The following is a 16,722-nucleotide window of genomic DNA, read 5'->3' as shown; positions in this document are numbered from 1 at the left end:
GACTTCTCCCCGGCGGGGAGAAGAAGCGAGCGGCACCCGCTCGATCCATGGTCGCGTGGACTCAGGCCGGCTCTTCCAGCCGGATGCTCAGGCTACGCAGCTCTTCCGTATGCGGATGTTTCGTCCGTCCCTCGCGTAGATCACCCGCGCTCAGCTGCTCCACCATCTCCCCATTCAACATCACGCCCACCTGCGGGCAAAGATGCGCAATGACAGCCAGATTGTGGCTGACGAGAATATAGGTGAGGTTGCGCGCCGCGCGCAGGTCCTGCAACAGGTTCAGGATTTCCGCCTGCACCGACACATCGAGCGCTGAAGTCGGCTCATCAAGCAGCAGCACCTGCGGATCGGCGATCAAGGCGCGGGCAATCGCCACGCGCTGACGCTGGCCGCCGGAAAGCTGATGCGGAAAACGGAACCGCACCGCCTGCGGCAGCGCCACATCCGAGAGCGCCTGCTGGATGCGCTTTTCGATATTGTCCATGCCGTGCACCAGCGGCAGTTCGCTGAGGATACGGTCGATGGTCTGGCGCGGATGCAGCGACCCGTAGGGGTCCTGAAACACCATCTGCACCTGCCGGAAGAATTCCGGCGTACGACGCAGAGGGGCATCCTTGCCGGCAAAGGCGATACGCCCTTCCCAGCTTTCATTGAGGCCGGCCATGGCGCGCAGGATGGTGGACTTGCCCGAGCCGCTTTCACCGACGATGCCGAAGCTGCCGCCCTTTTCCACCGAAAAGGAGACGCCCTTAACCACTTCGCGGTCGCCGAACTTGATACGGAGGTTTTCGACGTCGATCATTGGCTGGACCACGCTGCATCACGGTTGAGAACGGGAAGACGCTCGCGCGGATGCGTCAGCGAGGGAATGCAGTTCAAAAGTCCCTGCGTATAAGGATGCTGGGCTTTCAGAAGCTCGGAAGCCTTCAGCTCCTCCATCACCCGGCCGGAATACATCACCGCAACACGATCGCAGAAATGCGAAACGAGCGGCAGGTCATGGCTGATGAGGATAAGACCCATGCCCCGCTCCGACACCAGCTCCTCGATCAGCCGCAGGATTTCCGCCTGCACGGTGGCGTCGAGTGCGCTGGTCGGTTCGTCGGCAATCAGCAGCTCCGGATCGGGGGCGAGCATCATGGCGATCATCACGCGCTGGCCCATACCGCCTGAAACCTCATGCGCATAGGACGAGGCGACCTGACGCGGATTGCGGATTTTCACCTGATCGAGCAGCGCGATTGCCGCTTCCATGGCGGCTCGCTTGCTGCCGCCCTTATGGGTGCGCCATGCTTCGGCTACCTGCGCACCAATAGTCTTCACCGGGTTCAGCGAATATTTCGGGTCCTGCAGGATGAAGCCGGCCCGCTTGCCGCGGATCTGGCGCATCTGCCTTTCGCTGGCGGACAGCACGTCGATGCCGTCAAAAGCGAGCTTGTCTGCGCGGATATCGGCATTGGAGGGCAGGAGCTTCATCAGCGCACGGGCCGTCAGGCTCTTGCCGGAACCGGATTCGCCGACGATGCCGAGTTTTTCGGTTCCGAGTTTCATGGAGACACCACGCACCGCCTCGAAACGGCTGGTGCGGGTCTGGAAGGCGATCTTCAGATTTTCGATTTCGACCAGCATGGCTCAATGTCCCTTCGGGTCGAGAACGTCGCGCAGGCCATCGCCGAGGAAGTTGAAGGCGAGCGAAACGAGGAAGATGGCGATACCGGGAATGGTGGCGACCCACCATTGTTCGAAGATGAAGCGCTTGGCTGTCGCAATCATCGCGCCCCATTCCGGCGAAGGCGGCTGCGCGCCCATGCCGAGGAAGCCGAGGCTGGCGGCGGTGATGATGATGGAGCTCATGTCGAGCGTGATGCGAACGATAAGGCTCGGCACGCAGAGCGGTGCGATATGCCGGGCGATGATGCGCCAGGCGGAAGCGCCGGTCAGGCGATAGGCCGCGACGAAGTCGCTGCCGCGAACCGTCATGGTTTCAGCGCGCGCCAGACGCGCATAAGGCGGCCAGGCGGTGAGCGCGATGGCGAGAATGGCGCTCTCGACGCCCGGTTTTAGCGCCGCGACAAAGGCAAGCGCAAGGATGAGCCGCGGAAACGCTAGAAACACGTCCGTCACGCGCATCAGCACCGTATCGACGATGCCGCCGAAATAACCGGCGATGCAGCCGATGGCGAGACCGATGGGGGCGACGAGAACGACGACGGCAATGACCATGCCAAGCGTGACGCGACCACCGTAGAGAATACGCGAGAGAATGTCGCGACCAAGCTCATCCGTGCCGAACCAGTGCTCGGCGCTCGGGAACGCCAGGCGGTTGCCGAGGTTCTGCGTCGCCGGATCGTAGGGCGCAAGCAGCGGCGCCAGCAGCGACAGCGCGATGAAGAGGACGATGATCGTTAGACCGACCACCGCCAGCGGATTGGACTTGAGGTTGAGCCAGATGCGATACCGGTTGCCCCAAGCAGCCTGTGTTCGCGAATGCGGCGTCTCATCCAGCGCCCAGTTTCTGAAATTAGCTAACATCATCGAACGCGAGGATCCATAACTCTGTAAAGCACGTCTGCGAGCAGGTTGAGGGCGACATAGATGAAGCCGATCAACAGGGTGGCTCCGACGACGGGGTTCATGTCCGCGTTCATGAGCGAGACGGTGAGGTATTGACCAAGACCCGGCCAGCTGAAGACGGTTTCCGTCACCACGGCGCCTTCGAGAAGGCCGGCATAGGTGAGCGCGAGAACCGTGACGAGCTGCACGGCGACCGTCGGGAAGGCGTGTCCCCAGATCACGGTCATGGCAGAAAGCCCCTTGGCGCGGGCGGTGATGACATATTCGCCCTTCAACGCATCTATCATGAAGGCGCGCGTCATGCGGGTGATATAGGCCATGCTGAAATAGGCGAGAATGCAGACGGGCTGCACCATATGGGCGATGGCGTCGTAAAAGGCGTCCCAGTCGCCCGCAAGCAGCGTGTCGACCGTCATCAGGCCGGTAACCTGCGTGATCATGCCGTCATAGATGATGTCCTGTCGGCCCGGTCCCGGTGCGACGCCAAGCGTGGCGTAAAAGACGAGCAGCGAAATAAGCGCCAGCATGAAGACCGGCACGGAGTGGCCGGCAAGGCAGACGACGCGGATGACCTGATCCGTCAGCTTGCCCTGCTTGACGGCGGCCCAGACACCAAGCGGAATGCCGATCAGCGCGGCAAGAATGAGCGCTGCGGTGGCAAGTTCGAAGGTGGCGGGGAAAACGCGCTTGATATCGATCCAGACCGGATTGCGGGTCAGGATCGAATTGCCGAAATCGCCATGCAGAACCTGCGTGACATAATGGAAAAACTGCACGACCAGCGGCTGGTCGAGACCCATTTCGGCCCGGACCCGCACGATGACGTCTTCGGGCGCATTGTCGCCGACCGCCGCGATGACGGGATCGACGGGCATGACGCGCCCGATCATGAAGGTGATGATCATCAAACCGAACAGCGTCAGAAGGACGCTGCTCAGTATCGACGATATGCTTTTAACGCGCTTGTTCAATGTCACGCTTTCTTCGCATCGTGGTAGGAATTGCCCTCGGAGAGAACGCCGAGTTCAAAGCCGGAAACGCCCTTGCGGAAGGCTGCCGTCTTGGTGGTCTGGAACATGAACACGAAGGGGCTGTTCTCCATATGCTCGCGCTGCAGGGCTTCATAAAGCTCCACGCGCTTTGCAGGATCCTTCTCGTCACGCGCGGCTTCCGCCTTGGCGGCAAAGTCGTCGTTCTTGAAGCGCGAACGCCACAGGAAGGGCTTCGACTTGGCGTCGTCGCCATTGTCCTTGTTGATGTTGAAGACATCGGCGTTGGAATGCGGATCGAAATAATCCGTGCCCCAGGCCGACAGCGCCATCTGGTGTTCGCGGGCGCGCATCTTGGTCAGAACCTGGCGGTTCTCGGCCGATTGCAGGCGTACCTTGATGCCGATATCGGCAAGGTTTGCCTGGATGGCCTGCGCCAGATCCGGATAAGGCTGGGCGGAATAATGGTCCATGCTGATTTCGAAACCATCGGCAAGGCCGGCTTCGGCCATCAGTGCCTTGGCCTTTTCGACATCGCGCTGGAACGGAATGTCGTTGACGGCGCCGGGGAAGCCCTTCGGCTCGAAGCTCTGGTGGATTTCGTGCGTCAGCGGCACGATGTTTTCCTGCATGCCCTTGTAGTCCAGCGCCCACTTGATCGCCTGCCAGACCTGCGGCTTCGCAAGGTTCTCATTGCCCTGGTTGAGCGAGATCAGCACCAGCGAAGCGATGGACTTGCGCTCCAGCTCGATGTTGGCGTCGTCCTTGACGGTACGCAGCTGCTCCGAGGTCAGGTCACGGGCAATGTCGATATCGCCCTTCTGCAGCATCAGCAGCTGGGAAGACGGATCGGTAACGTGACGCAGGATGATACGCTTGATGTTGCCCTTGTAGGGACCGTTCGGGTTGACGTTGAGCGCGACGCTTTCGCTGGGTTTCCAGGCCTGCAGCACGAAATCGCCGGAACCGGCGCTGTTCTTCTGCAGCCAGCCATTGCCGAGGTCTTCACCGGAAGCATTGGCAAGAACCACCTTCTTTTCGACGATCGCGCCAATATTGGCCGAGAGGCAATAAAGCAGGAAGGAGATGGCGGTCGGCCTCGCCGTCGTCAGCTTCACCGTCTTCTCGTCGGCGGCAACAATGGTCGTCTCGACATTGTCAGGCGCAAAGCCGAACTGGCTGATGATGAAGGCCGGGCTCTTGTTCATCTTGATGGCGCGCTGCAGCGAGAAGGCAACGTCTTCCGCCGTGACCTTGGCGCCGCTCGAGAAGGTCGCGTCGTCGCCGATGGTGAAGGTGAAGACCTTGCTGTCCGCATCGGCTTCCCACGACTTGGCGATGACGGGATCGACCTTGGTGGAGTCCTCGCGGTTGGCGCGCACCAGCTTCTGATACATGTTGGAGATGATTTCACCGCCGACAGCCTCGAAACCTTCATGTGGGTCAAGGCTCGTCATGTTGTCCAGCTGCTGCGCGACGACCAGAATATCCTTCGGCGTGGCGGCAAAGGCCGGGATGCGCGCATAGGACAGGAACGGAACGGCGGCGCCGGCAATCAACAGGTTGCGTCTTGAAATCATCGAAAATCCCCTTTCGGACCTTATTTTTCGGAAAATGGTGGGTTTGCCCCAATCCAGTCGTTTTTCTTATGTTTTCCCGCGATTACCACGAGCAAACGAGGCCCGACCAATTCCAAATTTGGCAGAGCCTATGCACGGATTGCATTTGCTCCCGCCTTGACCTTTCCTCTACCAATTCCGAAAACTCGTCAGCAGGCGCGTCCGCGCAATCCCATTTCCGAAGGTGAGACCATGACCGATCAAAAAACCGTACCCGTCTTCGACGGCCACAATGACGTGCTTCTGCGGTTATGGCGATCGGGCAACGCTTCTCCCGAAACGCTTCTGATCGAAGGCGATACCGTTGGCCATATCGATCTGCCTCGTGCAAAAAAAGGCGGCCTCGCCGGTGGCCTCTGCGCCGTCTATGTACCTTCGCCCAGCATGGATAAGGACGCCAACGGCGACTACCCGACGCCCACCGAGGCGGATGCGCTGAAGGCGACGCTTGCCATGGCGGGCCTTTTGTTCCGGGCCGAGAAGCAGTCAAAGGGCGCGCTGAAAGTCTGCCGCACGGCCGCCGATATCCGCAAGGCCATGGCCGAGGGCGCCTTCGCCTCCGTCTTCCATATCGAAGGCGCAGAAGCGATCGGTGCTGATCTCGATGCCCTCCACGTTCTTCACGAGGCGGGCCTGCGCACACTCGGACCGGTCTGGAGCCGCCCGAACATCTTCGCCTACGGCGTTCCCTTCCGTTTCCCCTCAACACCGGATATCGGCCCGGGCCTGACGGATGCCGGCAAGCGGCTGATAAAGACCTGCAACGAACTGAAGATCTTGGTCGACCTGTCGCATATGAACGAACAGGGTTTCTGGGACATCGCCAGGATATCGGATGCACCGCTGGTGGCATCACACTCCAACGCTTACGCAATCTGTAACCACAGCCGCAACTTGACGGATCGTCAGCTGGACGCCATCCGCGATACGGGTGGCCTCGCTGGCATCAACTTTGGTGTCTTGTTCCTGCGTCAGGACGGCGTGAAGAACCCGGATACCGATCTCAACGAACTCGTTCGCCATGTGGACTACATCGTGAACCGCATCGGCATCGATCACGTGGCGCTCGGTTCGGATTTCGACGGCACCACCATACCCGCCGCCATGAAGGATGCGGCCGATCTGCAATTGCTGGTCGAAGCGATGCGCAAGAGCGGTTATGACGACGTGGCGCTTGCCAAAATCTGCCACGGCAACTGGATTCGGGTGCTGGAAAAGACCTGGGGCGCGTGAGCCAAAAATAAAGTTTCATCCCCGGCGCAAAGCGCCGGAGACAGAAAGCGGCGGGCCTTCAGGCCTTTGCCGCTTTTTTCCTGCCGGTCGCACGGAAGGTCAGAAGCCCGGCCACCAGCCCGATCATGGCCCATTTCATCGGCAGCACGTCCGCCGTCTCGCTGCGGATCGGCAGCACGGTTACGGTTCCCGGCTGCGATTCGTAACCCATCTGGCCCTTTGCCTTAGCCTCGGCAATCTGCTGCGGCGAAACGACCCATTCGGCACCGCGCATCTTGTCCACCGCCATATATCCGGCGCCCGCCACGAGCGCGACGACGAGTGAAACGACTATTCTTGTGGGCGTGTTCATTGGTATCTCCTTCAATCCAAAGGAGCGTGTAGTTGCATCAAATGCCGCCACCAAGCAACCGGCGCGATTAATTTCATCGCGTTTTCATCAAACTCGGAAATCGCACATTTCGTGGTTGCATTCATCGGAATATAATTGGCAAATCATCCGGAAACCTGTCCAAACTTCACATCGACACGTCACGCATTTCTGCTAAGCAAATTTCCGCAACTGAAACGAATTAGCGACACAATCCTGTGGTTCGCCAACCGACGGGACGGCGCTGGAAAAGATAAATGGCAGACAAGAGCGAAATTACAGAGACCGATATTGCCGACTCCGCGGTTGAAAGCTTTTTTGCCAGGAACCGCGCCTACCTGACGGCCGCGGCCATAACGCTCATCTTCGTGATGATGACGTTTGCAATTTATCGTCTCACCTCGGAAGTAAGATACGACGATGTGATTGCGGCCCTTCTCGACACGTCCTTTTCCTCGGTTCTTCTTGCTATCGTCTTTACCGCGCTGAGCTTCCTGTCACTGATTTTTTATGATGCCAATGCCATCGAATATGTCGGCAAGAAAGTGCGGTTTCCGTCAATGGCGGTCACGGCCTTCGCGGCCTATGCCATCGGCAACACCGCTGGCTTCGGGCCGCTGAGCGGCGGCGCCATCCGCTTCCGCGCCTATTCCCGGCTGGGGCTTTCCCCGGGAGACATCGCACGGGTCATCGCCTTCGTCACGCTGTCGTTCGGCCTTGGGCTTTTGTCGGTGAGCGCGCTTTCAACCTTCATCGTCGCGCCCCGCATCGCCGCAATCATCGGTTTCGACCCGCTCGTGCTGAGAGGCGCGGCGCTCGCCGTCATCGCCATTCTCGTGGCCACGGCCTATATCGGGCGCAATGGCAGAGCGATACGCCTCGGCAAATGGCGGCTGCGCCTTCCAGACAGCCGTACGTCTTCGCGGCAGTTCCTGGTGTCTGCATTCGACATCGCCGCCTCGGCTTCCGTTCTTTACGTGCTCTTGCCGGAAACGCATCTCGGCTGGCCGACCTTCTTCGCGATCTATGCCACGGCCGTGGGGCTTGGCGTTCTCAGCCACGTGCCCGCCGGCCTCGGGGTCTTCGAAACCGTGATGGTCGCCGGTCTCGGCAATGCGATCAGCGTTGATCAGTTGCTCGGAAGCCTCGTTCTCTATCGCGTCATTTACCACGTGCTGCCGCTGGTGGTCGCCATTCTGGTGATGATCGTTTCGGAAATGAAGCAGTTTGCGGCAAAGCCCGTTGTATCCGATATCAGCCAGCTTGCCGTGCGGCTGGCGCCACCGCTGCTGTCCACATTCGCGATCATTCTCGGGACCATGCTGATTTTCTCGAGCGTGACACCGACGCCGGGCAGCAACCTGGATTTCCTCTCGAACTTCGTCCCGTTGCCTATCATCGAGGCCGCTCACTTTCTGACCAGCATTCTCGGCCTTGGCCTCGTCGTCGCCTCCCGTGGCTTGGGGCAGAGACTGGATGGCGCATGGTGGATCGCCCTCGTCGCGGCATCTCTGGCGCTCATTCTCTCGCTTCTCAAGGCGATCGCGGTTTTCGAAGCGATCTTTCTCGGCTTGTTCATCGTCGCGCTCGCCGCCAACATGCGCAGCTTCAACCGTCACGCCTCTCTGGTCAAACAGGCGCTCGGGCCAAGCTGGCTCGCGGCCATGGCCGTCATCGTCGCCGGCGCGGCCACCATCCTTCTCTTCGTCTATCGCGATACCGATTACAGCCATACGCTCTGGTGGCAGTTCGAATTCTCCGAGGAAGCGCCACGCGGACTGCGCGCCCTTTTAGGCCTCGTGCTTGCCTCCTCCACCATCGCCATCTTCAGCCTCATGAGGCCGGTGGCCTTCCGCCCGGATGCCATCAAGGCCGAAGATATCGCAAGTGCTACAGACATTGTCATGAAGCAGGATGCGGCCGATGCCAATCTGGTGCGCATGGGCGACAAGCACGTGATGTTTTCCGAAAGCGGCAATGCCTTCATCATGTACGGCATTCAAGGCCGCTCATGGATCGCGTTTGCCGATCCGGTCGGCGATGAAGATGATTTCCCTGATCTCGTGTGGCAATTCGTCGAAGGAGCCCGTGCGGCTGGCGCACGTGCCGCCTTCTATCAGATTTCGCCCTTCCTGCTGTCCCATTGCGCCGACGCGGGTCTGCGCGCCTTCAAGCTGGGCGAACTGGCCCTGGTCGATCTCACCGCATTCGAACTCAAAGGTGGCAAGCTTGCCAATCTTCGCCAGTCGCTGAGCCGCGGCGCGCGCGACGGGCTGACCTTCGAGGTCATCGAAAAGACCCAGGTGCAGGATGTTCTGGAAGAGCTGAAACAGGTTTCCGACGGCTGGCTCGCCCACCATAACACCCGCGAAAAACGCTTTTCGCTCGGTGCTTTCGAGCCGGACTACATTCTGTCGCAACCCGTTGCCGTGCTGCGCAAGGATGGAAAGATCACCGCCTTCGCCAATCTGATGGTGACGGATACGAAAAAGGAAGCCACCGTCGATCTCATGCGCTTTTCCCCGGATGCGCCGCGCGGCTCGATGGACTTTCTCTTCGTCAGCATCATGCAATATCTGCGCGAGGCCGGTTACGAGAGCTTCAATCTCGGCATGGCGCCCATGTCCGGCATGTCTAAACGCGACGCGGCGCCCGTCTGGGACCGGATCGGCAGCACATTGTTCGAACACGGTGAACGATTCTACAACTTCAAGGGGCTTCGCGCCTTCAAGGCCAAGTTCCACCCGAAATGGGAACCGCGTTACCTCGCCGTACAGAACGGTGCAGATGCCGCTCTGGCGCTGATGGATGCGACGGTTCTGATCAGCGGCGGTGTCAGAGGAGTGATCGGAAAATGAGAAGATTCAGCATGCTCAAAGCAGTTCTGGCCGCCTCCGCCCTGTTTGCATCCCCCTTGTTCGTTTCTAGCGCCGTTTTTGCTGAGGACAAGCCCGCATACGAAACCGGCATGATCCCCGCCGGGCACATCATGGTGCCTGATGGCGACATCCTCGCCAGCGTCTTCCTGATTTCCGATGCGGACGGATGGTCGGCGGCCGATGAGACCCGTGCCAAGGCGCTGGTAGAAAAGGGCGCCGCCGTGGTCGGCATCGACTTCAAGGAATATCTGAAGGCGCTCGAGGCCGACGATGACGAGTGCATCTATATGATCTCGGACATCGAGTCACTCTCGCAGCAGATCCAGCGCACCGCCGGCACCAGCAGCTATCGCCAGCCCATCCTTTCCGGCATCGGCAAGGGCGGAACGCTGGCGCTGGCGATGATTGCGCAGAGCCCTGTCTCCACCGTGCGGGAGGCCATCGCCGTCGACCCCAAGGCCGGCCTGCCTCTCGAGAAGATCCTCTGTACCCCCGCCACCAAGGATAAAGTGGATGGCGAAACCGTTTATGGTCTGACCGACGGTCCCCTTCCTGCCCCCGTCAGCGTGCTGTTCACCTCTGCTGCGGATCAGAAGGGCCGCGACCACGTCAACGCGCTTGTCAAGCTGCATCCCGATATCGACGTGACGGATGTGGATGACAAGGCGGACGAGGTTCTGACCCAGACCCTCTCCGACCAGGTCGACGCCGCAGGCGACACCGACAGTCCGCTCGGCCTGCCGATCAAGGTTCTGGAAACCAGCCCTGTCATGGACACCATGGCGGTGATCTATTCCGGCGACGGCGGCTGGCGCGATCTTGACGAAGAAGTGGGCGGCGCCTTCCAGAAGGAAGGCATACCCGTCATCGGCGTCGATTCACTCCGCTATTTCTGGAAGGAAAAGAAACCACAGGAGGTCGCAAGCGATCTCGGCCGCATCATCGATACCTATCGCAAGGAATGGAAAGTCCGCAATGTGGTGTTGATCGGCTATTCCTTCGGTGCCGATATTATCCCCGCCACCTATAATCTGCTGCCCGACCGCGACAAATCGCATGTCGTGCAGCTGACCCTGATGGGTCTTTCCACCGAGGTGGATTTCGAAATTTCCGTCGAAGGCTGGCTTGGCGTGGCCGGCGAAGGCAAGGGCGGCAAAACGGTGGATGACATCGCCAAGATCGATCCGAAGCTGGTGCAATGCATATATGGCACGGAAGAAGAAGAAGAAGACCCCTGCCCCGGCCTGAAAGCCAAGGGCGTGGAGGCGGTCGGCATCGAGGGCGGCCACCACTTTGACGAGGATTATGAGGGGTTGGCCAAGCGTATCGTGACATCGCTGAAGACCCGGCTACCGAAATAACGGCGTCTCACTCACCACCTTGACCCGGGCTACGACAGGAGCCCTCGACAATCCTTGGCGGCGAATGGGCCGCCGACGCTTTTCCGCATCGCGCTTGCGGAATCGCCTAAACTATTATTCAAAAGAACCGGACTGCAGTGGGTGTTGATCTATTTCTGCAACCCTGCTGCTGTTGATCGCGAACCATCGATTTATATATCCGGACCGGTTCAGGGAGCCGCCGCATGCTTTCCTCAAAACGAAAAACAAAAACGCCGGTCCTGGTGGAACGCATCGACCACTTTGTCGCACAAGTCAAAGAGGCGATGAAAAACGACGACGCCTCGCGCAACAGAAAGATCCGCGATCTGTGGGACGCCGAGGTCCGCTACCATTTCGACAATGGGCGTACCGAAAAGACTCTCGAACTTTACATCATGAAGTACCGTAACGCCTTGAAGGCCGAATTCGGTCCCAAGAGCACGCCGCTTGCCATTTGCAACATGAAAAAACTGCGCGAGCGGCTGAAAACCTACATCGAACGTGCCGACTATCCGAAAACGGGCGTAGCAACCTCGATCGTCGAGAAAATCGAACGCGCGGAATTTAATACAGCCGGCCGCAAACCCACCGTTCTTCTACGCATCGCGGATTTCATTTCTGCGATGAACGGCATGGGCACGAAAGAAGAGATGCAGACCCTGTGGAATGCTGAAATCAGCACCATGAAGGGCAGAGCCCAGACAACGATCATCTCCTACATCACCAAATATCGCAACGCCATCCGCGAGGCGTTTGGCGACGATCACCCGATGCTGAAAATCGCCACCGGCGACGCTGCGATGTATGACGATGCGCGACGGGTGAAGATGGAGAAGATCGCCAGAAAGCACGGCGCGCTGATCACCTTCGAGAATTACCGCCAGGTTCTGAAGATCTGTGCCGACAAACTCCTGTCAGCCGATCCCCTGATGATCGGCATCGGCCTGATCGGCATGACCGGACGCCGACCCTACGAAGTCTTTACCCAGGCGGAATTTTCGCCTGCTCCCTATGGCAAGGGCATTTCCAAATGGAGCGTCCTGTTCAACGGCCAGGCCAAGACAAAACAGGGCGAGGGAACGAAATACGGTGTGACCTATGAGATCCCGGTGCTTGCCCGCTCGGAAACCATTCTTGCCGCCTACAAGCGCCTGCGCGAAAGCGGGCAGGGAAAATTGTGGCATGGCATGTCGATCGATGATTTTTCATCGGAGACGCGCCTGCTGCTCAGGGACACGGTTTTTAACCTGTTCGAAGATCTCTGGCCTAAGGAGGAGCTTCCCAAGCCCTATGGTCTTCGGCATCTCTATGCGGAGGTGGCCTATCATAATTTCGCACCTCCCCACGTGACCAAGAACAGCTATTTCGCCGCCATTCTCGGGCATAACAACAACGATCTCGAAACCTCCCTCTCCTATATGACCTACACGCTGCCGGAGGATCGAGACGATGCGCTTGCACGGGCAAAGCGCACGAACGAGCGGGCATTGCAGCAAATGGCCGCCATTGCACCGGTTTCCCGCAGCAATCCATAGCGCAGCCGCTCCTGCCTTGCGGCCAAGCACGCGATGGATAACCCAACGCGCAGGACTGTCCCCGCGGAGATTCGACATGCCGTTGCGCCCCGATCCGGGCGCGCGCTCCCGTTCCCCTGCTTTGGATAAACCGCCGATTTTTCTGCCACTTCCAGCCACGATGTATTGTACCGACACCGCTGCGAACAAAATAATTAAATGAATCAATATTTTATAAATTAAACACTAACGAATTATATGAAGTATAAATTAAATAATACAGCCACATGCAAGTTATATCCGAGACAATATTGACAGTTTTCACGAATGAATATTGTCCGGAGGCTTGGGGTGCTGCCCGCATATACAACTTACACCCTCTATAATCGCGACCTGGCATCGTCACTGAAACGCGTCGCAAACGATCCGATCGTATCGCGCGACGCCAAATACTACGCCGACAATATTGGCAAGATCAAAAATCTCGATGAGTTTCTGAAGGACCACAGGCTATATTCCTACGCCATGAAGGCCCATGGCCTCGGCGAGATGACCTACGCCGCCGCCTTCATGAAGAAGGTACTGGAAAGCAATCTCAACGACCCGAACAGTTTCGCCAACAAGCTGAAGGACACCCGCTACCGCGACTTTGCGGCGGCGTTTGATTTCGGCACTATCAAATCGGAAAAAACGGTTCAAACGCAAACCCAGCAGGACCGGCTGGTTGCCGCCTATCACGATGCACACAAACAACGAGACGACGAACTGAAGGAGGAAACGCGGTATTACAACATCGTCATCGACACGGTCGGCCATGTGGATGACATCTTCAAAAACACGCGGTTGCGGGACTATGTTTTCAAATCCTTCGGCATCGACGCCGAAGCCTTCAACTACAAACATCTGCGGGATGTTTTGACCAGCGATATCAGCAGCGCCGACAGTTATGTCAACAGAACCTACAAACCTCTGGTCGAGGAATGGCAGGCAAAGACCGCCGATCTGCGCATCGAACGCGCAAAAGTTCCCTCCGCCGATAAGGCGTCGCTGGCCAAAATCGATTATCTGCTCGGCCAGTACAACAAGCGCATCGCCAATGCACACAAGCTCTTCGAAATGGCGGCAGCGTTTAATTTCCGCGATGACGGTTTCGTGGCTGACGGCACGAAAGCGCAGACGGCAACCCAGAAGCGGCTGATCAACGAAACCTATGTTTTATCGTATCCTCGCCTGACGCAGACCGGCGCAGTTCTCAATCGCGACTTCTTCGCGCAAAAGATGAACGAGATTACCGATGCCCAACAACTCATATCCAATTCCCGTCTTAGAACGATGTTGATCGTCGCCTTCAACCTCAGGGACGACACCGATACCGACAGGAAAATCCAGTGGGCGCTTCGCGAAAATCCCGACGATCCGCAAAGCGCGCTTCACGCCGAAAAGGACAAAGGCTTCATCGATCTTGCGAGAGCGTTCAATTTCGACGGGGAAGGCAAGATCGCTGCCGGAAAGACGATCCAGACCGCCGCCCAGCTCAGTACGATGATGACACTTTATTTTAGCCGCTACGACGACGCACAGGAGGCGGCTGACCAAAAGACGATCAAGGACTACAGACGCTATATCGGCCTGACGAAAAACCTGGAGGACTTCCTCTCCGCTGCACCGGCAGCCGTTACCATTCGCAACTTCGCGCTGAAGGCATTCAACATCAGCCCCGAAGAGGTTTCCACGTTCAAGTTGAAGAAGGTCTTCACCAGTGACCTGTCGGACCCGAAAAGTTATGTCCGCAGCCTCAAAGACGAAAGGTTCGTTCGGCTGGCGAAAGCCTATAATTTCGATGCCGAAGGCAGGATCGGCTCGCCACGGCTGGCCCAGGCCGAAAACGAGATTACCCGCATCTCCCGGAACTACGTTCTCGAAATGACCCGATGGAACACGGCCTCGAAGAGCAGGGAGACGACAGGCAAGCAGGATGAGGAACTCGCCGCCTATCGCCAGAAAAACAGCAAAGACAAGATAAAGGAAAAGGCAAAGACGGAGGCCGCCTATTACCGCCAGCAGATGGAGACGTTGGAAACCGTTGATCAGTTGCTTGCCGATCGCCGTCTGGTGGATTTCATGCTTGTTGCCGAACGCATCGACCCCAAATCGGTCAGCACCGATTATCTGAAAAAGATCTTCAAATCCGACCTCAAAGACCCGAAAAGCTTCGCCAACACCGAAAAGGATCCCCGCTTTCGCGCGCTTGCCGGTTCCTTCAACTTCGACACCAAGGGGAATATTCGCGCGACAGCCAGCCAGCATGTCCAGAACAACCGCGGCCTGATGGAAACGCGTGACAAATACGTTCGGCAGACGCTGGAGGAAAGGGCGGGAGAAGAAAACGCCGGTGTTCGTCTTGCTCTCTATTTCAAGCGGATGGCCGGCGGCATTTCCAATGCCTACGACATACTGGCTGACAATGCGCTTTCGGAATTCACCCGCACCGCCCTTGGAATTCCCGCGGAAACCACAAATTCCAAGGTCGAGATGCAGGCAAAGATGATCGAAAAGAAACTGAAGATGAGGGACCTGCAGGAAGCCGGCAAGGTCGACAAGCTGATTGACCGCTTTTTGCTGAGGTATGAAATGAACAATTCGCCTTCCGATCCCCGTCTCGACTTGTTCGGCAATGGCAAAATGTCCATCAGCGGCAATACGCTGGCAACCCTCGCCCAGCTTCGGAACGCCCGCAGCCGCTAACTCGTCTGCCTGAAAAGGCTGGCTGGCTCTCGGATGGAAGCTGATACTGGCTCCGGTGGCCAGTGTCAGGGCGGTCAATCCCGCCCGTAGCCCTGGTGCTGTAGAGCAGTATCATCACAGTCAACAACAGCCTGTCAGCGCACCAAAGCCGAAATTCCGTTCAGGTGCGCCCCGCTGAAGCACGGGCCCGTCGAGACGACCGTCCATCGCGCCGTCTGCTAGTGTAATGTACCTGCAATGACCTGTTCCTATCCCTGCTGAAATTTACCGCAGCTGAAAGGAATTCCCATGTCCGACAGGTCATCACTTGCAGTCCCGCCAGCAATCACCCTCATCGCCGCCACATCGCTCTTGCTCACAGCCTGCGCATCAACCGTGATGAAAACTTATGTCGGCGCACCCATTACCAGCGTGATGCTGGACTATGGGCCGCCTGACAATGTCTATAGCCTCGGCCCCGGCCAGCAGGCCTATCAGTGGCGCAAGAACAAGACGCAGGTTGTGGCCGGATCATCAAGCGGCGAGGTCCGCTCGACGCGGCATGGCGAGCGTTACGACGTGTCCGAAACGCCTGGTTATGTCGAGCGCATCGATTGCTACTACACTTTCTACACCCGCAGTTCCGGTAACGACTGGTATGTAACGAGCTTCCGGCAACCCTCACTCGAATGCGAATGAACCTCTTACGGCCCCCTCGCCGTTCGAGCCATTTCCCCTTACCGCCGCTTCGACCCGAAAGCGGCGGTCTTATGTTTCTGTGGCACATGTCAGCGGATCAGAAACGATAGTTCAGGCCCGCCTTGACGACGTGATCGCTGACATCCGTCTTCGATCTGCCGCTGGAGGCCGTCGTCGATACATTTCCCGTGTTCACGTAGTTATATTCAAACTTGGCCGACAGGCCGCCGCCGAAACTCTGTTCGACACCCGCTCCCACGAGATAGCCCCGCTTCCAGTCGTCCGGTCCGGTAACGCCGTTTCCATCCTTGAATTTCGTCGTGGTCAGACCTGCGGTGCCGTAAAGAAGGGTACGATCAAGCGCCACACCGGCCTTCAGCTTGGCGGCGCCACGAAAACGCTCTCTCAGGCGGCCATTCGGCACCCGCGCCTCGTTGCCGAGATACGAGCCCTCCAGCTCCGCCCCGACGACACCGGAGCCGAACTGGAAATTGTAACCGGCCTGTACGCCACCCGTCAGACCACGGCCACTGGCCAGAGGATTGACTTTTGGTGAGGCGACGCCGCCATGTGCGCCGATATAAGCCCCATTCCAGGAAAAGGCTGGCGGACTGGTATAATCGAATTGCTGCGCATTGTAGTTGGCAAGATCAGCGGAATAGGCGCTCGGTGCCGCCATAATACTGATGGCAACAAGCGATTTTGCAATGAACGACATGAATGACTCCAGACGAAACCA

General features: G+C 58.3%; 13 protein-coding genes. 6 read left to right on the top strand and 7 right to left on the bottom strand.

Features of this window, described 5'->3' with window-relative positions; genetic code table 11:
• Positions 1-61 precede the first annotated feature (61 nt).
• Genes WA845_RS05190 through WA845_RS05170 form a run of 5 tightly spaced genes read right to left on the bottom strand, consistent with a single transcriptional unit; the run spans position 62 to position 5,143 of the window.
• On the bottom strand, positions 62-802 hold the full coding sequence (locus tag WA845_RS05190) for an ABC transporter ATP-binding protein (RefSeq protein WP_022556864.1): 741 nt from the start codon (positions 800-802) through the stop codon (positions 62-64).
• Positions 799-1,629: an ABC transporter ATP-binding protein gene (locus tag WA845_RS05185; protein WP_004443518.1), complete on the bottom strand. Its 831-nt coding sequence runs from the start codon at positions 1,627-1,629 to the stop codon at positions 799-801. The genes WA845_RS05190 and WA845_RS05185 overlap by 4 nt, the downstream gene beginning before the upstream one ends.
• Before the next feature lie 3 nt (positions 1,630-1,632).
• Positions 1,633-2,535: a nickel transporter permease gene (gene nikC, locus WA845_RS05180; protein WP_004443520.1), complete on the bottom strand. Its 903-nt coding sequence runs from the start codon at positions 2,533-2,535 to the stop codon at positions 1,633-1,635.
• Positions 2,532-3,545, bottom strand: a complete 1,014-nt coding sequence (locus tag WA845_RS05175; protein WP_034498671.1) for an ABC transporter permease — start codon at positions 3,543-3,545, stop codon at positions 2,532-2,534. Before WA845_RS05175 ends, nikC begins: the two co-directional genes overlap by 4 nt.
• A 2-nt stretch (positions 3,546-3,547) precedes the next feature.
• A complete protein-coding gene (locus WA845_RS05170; protein WP_004443523.1) occupies positions 3,548-5,143 on the bottom strand; it encodes an ABC transporter substrate-binding protein in 1,596 nt (531 codons plus the stop codon).
• A gap of 231 nt (positions 5,144-5,374) precedes the next feature.
• On the opposite strand from WA845_RS05170, the gene WA845_RS05165 reads away from it, so the two are divergent.
• The gene (locus tag WA845_RS05165) at positions 5,375-6,415 is read left to right on the top strand and encodes a dipeptidase (protein WP_004443525.1); all 1,041 of its coding nucleotides are present in this window, start codon (positions 5,375-5,377) and stop codon (positions 6,413-6,415) included.
• Between the two features lie 58 nt (positions 6,416-6,473).
• On the opposite strand, the gene WA845_RS05160 is transcribed toward WA845_RS05165, so the two are convergent.
• On the bottom strand, positions 6,474-6,767 hold the full coding sequence (locus tag WA845_RS05160) for a hypothetical protein (protein WP_004443527.1): 294 nt from the start codon (positions 6,765-6,767) through the stop codon (positions 6,474-6,476).
• A 275-nt stretch (positions 6,768-7,042) separates the two neighbouring features.
• On the opposite strand from WA845_RS05160, the gene mprF reads away from it, so the two are divergent.
• The 5 genes from mprF (at position 7,043) to WA845_RS05135 (ending at position 15,983) form a co-directional block, all read left to right on the top strand.
• On the top strand, positions 7,043-9,643 hold the full coding sequence (mprF, locus tag WA845_RS05155; RefSeq protein ID WP_004443529.1) for a bifunctional lysylphosphatidylglycerol flippase/synthetase MprF: 2,601 nt from the start codon (positions 7,043-7,045) through the stop codon (positions 9,641-9,643).
• Positions 9,640-11,025 carry a virulence factor family protein gene (locus tag WA845_RS05150; protein ID WP_162719304.1) on the top strand — a complete coding sequence of 462 codons (1,386 nt, stop codon included), beginning with the start codon at positions 9,640-9,642 and terminating at the stop codon, positions 11,023-11,025. The genes mprF and WA845_RS05150 overlap by 4 nt, the downstream gene beginning before the upstream one ends.
• A gap of 224 nt (positions 11,026-11,249) precedes the next feature.
• Positions 11,250-12,581 (top strand): telomere resolvase, encoded by a 1,332-nt coding sequence (locus tag WA845_RS05145; protein WP_004443532.1) that lies wholly within the window; start codon positions 11,250-11,252, stop codon positions 12,579-12,581.
• 330 nt (positions 12,582-12,911) lie between these two features.
• Positions 12,912-15,305 carry a DUF1217 domain-containing protein gene (locus tag WA845_RS05140; protein ID WP_112556895.1) on the top strand — a complete coding sequence of 798 codons (2,394 nt, stop codon included), beginning with the start codon at positions 12,912-12,914 and terminating at the stop codon, positions 15,303-15,305.
• A 288-nt stretch (positions 15,306-15,593) separates the two neighbouring features.
• On the top strand, positions 15,594-15,983 hold the full coding sequence (locus WA845_RS05135; protein WP_006697587.1) for a hypothetical protein: 390 nt from the start codon (positions 15,594-15,596) through the stop codon (positions 15,981-15,983).
• Positions 15,984-16,080: 97 nt separating this feature from the next.
• Here the strand turns inward: WA845_RS05135 and WA845_RS05130 are convergent, their stop codons facing one another.
• Complete coding sequence (locus tag WA845_RS05130; RefSeq protein ID WP_112556889.1) at positions 16,081-16,701, bottom strand: outer membrane protein; 621 nt, start codon at positions 16,699-16,701, stop codon at positions 16,081-16,083.
• Positions 16,702-16,722 lie beyond the last annotated feature (21 nt).

The sequence above is a fragment of the Agrobacterium sp. CMT1 genome, assembly GCF_037203725.1.
In the GTDB taxonomy this organism is placed as follows: Bacteria; Pseudomonadota; Alphaproteobacteria; order Rhizobiales; family Rhizobiaceae; genus Agrobacterium; species Agrobacterium pusense.
Note: the sequence above shows the minus strand (reverse complement) of the source record. Positions and strands in the feature narration are given on the sequence as shown.